Annotated in this window: 2 protein-coding genes and 1 pseudogene; all 3 read left to right on the forward strand. The window is 70.0% G+C overall.

Annotation, left to right across the window (positions count from 1 at the left end; genetic code table 11):
- A partial coding sequence (gene rho / locus G6024_RS12025; RefSeq protein WP_159148795.1) for a transcription termination factor Rho occupies nt 1–1,276 on the forward strand: 1,276 nt, incomplete at its 5' end.
- Entirely contained in the window at nt 1,273–2,358 is a 1,086-nt protein-coding gene (gene prfA, locus G6024_RS12030) for a peptide chain release factor 1 (protein ID WP_067718354.1), read from the forward strand. The genes rho and prfA, both read left to right, overlap by 4 nt.
- Nucleotides 2,359–2,394: 36 nt before the next feature.
- Nucleotides 2,395–2,536 (forward strand): annotated as a pseudogene (locus G6024_RS16725) (peptide chain release factor N(5)-glutamine methyltransferase); the annotation flags it as partial.

The following is a 2,536-nucleotide window of genomic DNA, read 5'->3' on the forward strand; positions in this document are numbered from 1 at the left end:
CCGCGAGCGCAATCGCGGCGGGGGGCGCCCGGCCGAGGGTGAGACGGAGGTGCGGGACGACGACGTCCTGCAGCCGGTCGCGGGCATCCTCGACGTGCTGGACAACTACGCGTTCGTCCGCACGTCCGGCTACCTGGCGGGACCCAACGACGTCTACGTCTCCATGAACATGATCCGTCGTCACGGCCTGCGTCGCGGTGACGCGATCACCGGCGCGGTGAAGATGCCCCGCGACGGCCAGAACGACGGCCAGGGCGGCGGCCAAGGCGGCGGCGGGGGCCAGGGTGGCGGCGGGGGCCAGGGTGGCGGCAAGAACCGTCAGAAGTTCAACCCGCTGGTCCGCATCGACACCGTCAACGGTGGCCCGGTTGACCAGGTCCGCAATCGCCCGGACTTCGCGAAGCTCACCCCGCTGTACCCCAACCAGCGACTGCGCCTCGAGACCGAGAAGAACATCATCTCGACCCGCGTGATCGACCTGATCATGCCGATCGGCAAGGGGCAGCGCGCGCTGATCGTCTCCCCGCCCAAGGCCGGTAAGACCACGATCCTGCAGAACATCGCCAACTCGATCGCGGTCAACAACCCGGAGTGCCACCTCATGGTCGTCCTCGTCGACGAGCGGCCGGAGGAGGTCACCGACATGCAGCGTTCGGTGAAGGGCGAGGTCATCGCCTCGACCTTCGACCGTCCGCCGTCGGACCACACCCAGGTCGCGGAGCTCGCGATCGAGCGGGCCAAGCGTCTGGTGGAGATGGGGCAGGACGTCGTCGTCCTCCTCGACTCCATCACGCGACTCGGCCGCGCCTACAACAACTCCTCGCCCGCCTCGGGTCGCATCCTGTCCGGCGGCGTCGACTCCACGGCCCTGTACCCGCCCAAGCGGTTCCTCGGCGCGGCGCGCAACATCGAGAACGGTGGATCGCTGACGATCATCTCCACCGCGATGGTGGAGACCGGCTCGGCCGGCGACACGGTGATCTTCGAGGAGTTCAAGGGCACCGGCAACGCCGAGCTCAAACTGGACCGTCGCATCGCCGAGCGGCGGGTGTTCCCCGCGGTCGACGTGGGACCCTCGGGGACGCGCAAGGAAGAGCTGCTCATGACCCCCGAGGAAGCCGGGATCATGCACAAGTTGCGCCGCGTGCTCTCGGGGCTGGACTCCCACCAGGCCATCGACCTGCTCATGTCGCAGTTGCGCAAGACCAACAACAACTACGAATTCCTGCTGCAGGTGGCCAAGACGACGCCCACCCTGCCGCAGGACGAGGAGTGACCGGGAGCGAGGGACGGTCGCCGTCCTCGATCGACGACGTCCTGGCCGAGTACGGGGGCCTCGAGACGCAGTTGTCCGACCCCGCTCTGCACGAGGACGCCACCGCCGCCCGCCGGGTGGGCAAACGCTTCGCCGAGCTCACCCCGATCGTGCAGTGTCACCGTGCGCTGGTGTCCACGCGCGAGGACGCCGCCGCGGCGCGGGAGCTCGCCGGCGACGATTCCTCGTTCGCCGGGGAGGCCGAGGAGCTGGAGGCTGAGGCGGCCGAGCTCGAGACCCGCTTGGCCGACCTGCTGGCGCCCCGCGACCCACACGATGCGGACGACGTGGTCATGGAGATCAAGTCGGGGGAGGGCGGCGAGGAGTCCGCACTGTTCGCCGCCGACCTCGCCCGCATGTACACGCGGTACGCCGAGAAACACGGATGGGTGATCGAGGTCCTCGGCCTCACGGAGTCCGACCTCGGCGGGTACAAGGACGCGACCTTCTCCATCCGGGCTCGCCAGCCGTCTCGCGACGGGGTGTGGTCCCGCCTCAAGTTCGAGGGCGGGGTGCACCGGGTCCAGCGGGTGCCGGTCACCGAGTCCCAGGGCCGGGTCCACACCTCGGCCGCGGGCGTGTTCGTCTACCCGGAGCCCGAGGACGTGGGTCCGGTCGAGATCGACGAGTCCGACCTGCGCATCGACGTCTACCGCTCATCCGGCAAGGGCGGGCAGGGCGTCAACACCACCGACTCCGCGGTGCGGATCACCCACCTGCCCACCGGCACGGTCGTCACGTGTCAGAACGAACGCAGTCAGCTGCAGAACAAGCAACGCGCGCTACAGGTGCTCGCGGCGCGACTCCAGGCCGCCGCCGAGGAGGCCGCCAACGCCGAGGCGTCTGAGGGCCGGGCCACCCAGGTCCGCACCGTCGACCGGTCGGAGCGCATCCGCACCTACAACTTCCCGGAGAACCGCATCGCCGACCACCGGGTGGGGTTCAAGGCGCACAATCTCGACGCGGTGCTGGACGGTGACCTCGACGCGGTGCTCGACGCCCTCGCCACCGAGGAGCGGCGGCGACGAATGGAAGAGGCCTAGTCCGTGAACCCGCGCCCGGCCGGGGTGACCGGGGTCGTGCGCTCGGCCGCGCAGGCGCTCGGTGCGGCGGGCGTCGACTCCGCGCACGTCGAGGCCCAGCTCATCTGTGCGCACGTGCTCGGCATCGACCGCACCCGGCTCATGCTCGCCGACGACCTCGACGCCGCCGCGGTGAGCG

This window comes from Dietzia maris (assembly GCF_014144855.1).
In the GTDB taxonomy this organism is placed as follows: Bacteria; Actinomycetota; Actinomycetes; order Mycobacteriales; family Mycobacteriaceae; genus Dietzia; species Dietzia kunjamensis.